The organism is Actinomadura napierensis, assembly GCF_039529375.1.
GTDB classification, from domain to species: Bacteria; Actinomycetota; Actinomycetes; order Streptosporangiales; family Streptosporangiaceae; genus Spirillospora; species Spirillospora napierensis.
In genome coordinates this window covers 1-517 of record NZ_BAAAMR010000436.1, presented here as the reverse complement: position 1 = coordinate 517, position 517 = coordinate 1, and the positions used below count along the sequence as shown (strand labels likewise).

At 42.9% G+C, this 517-nt stretch carries 1 protein-coding gene; it reads left to right on the top strand.

From position 1 onward, the window contains the following. Positions 1–517 (top strand): host specificity factor TipJ family phage tail protein (locus ABD296_RS50355; protein ID WP_344285874.1); only part of this gene is annotated, 517 nt, incomplete at both ends.

The following is a 517-nucleotide window of genomic DNA, read 5'->3' as shown; positions in this document are numbered from 1 at the left end:
TACGAATCTATCTTTTGAAGAGCTGGTTACCAATCTTTGTGATGCGGTGTTTTGTACTGCATATCGGCAAAATAATAAGCTCAAGCTTTATTTTGAACGTCCAACTGATAACTCGGTAATGCTATTTAACTTCAGGAATATTATTCCTGATAGTTACAAGCATGATCTTACCTTTGGCGTGATGGATGACTACGATGGACTGATCTATGAATACACGGATCCGGCCGACGATAGTCGTATCAATATCTATCTACCGGATAAAGGGGCCAAGAACCCCAAAGAGGTGAAATCTGTAGGTGTGCGTAACAAGTGGCAAGCTCATTTTAATGCGTACCGGCTTTGGAACAAGCTTCGCTTCCAGCGCAAATCCATTACCTTTGATGCGGCACCTGAGTCAGAATTACTGGTTTTACGTGACCGGATCGCTGTAGCTGATTATCGCAATGGTATTCATCAAAGCGGTGAGGTGGTACAGCAAGAAGGTTTAATTCTCACCCTAAGCCATGATGTCGATTTC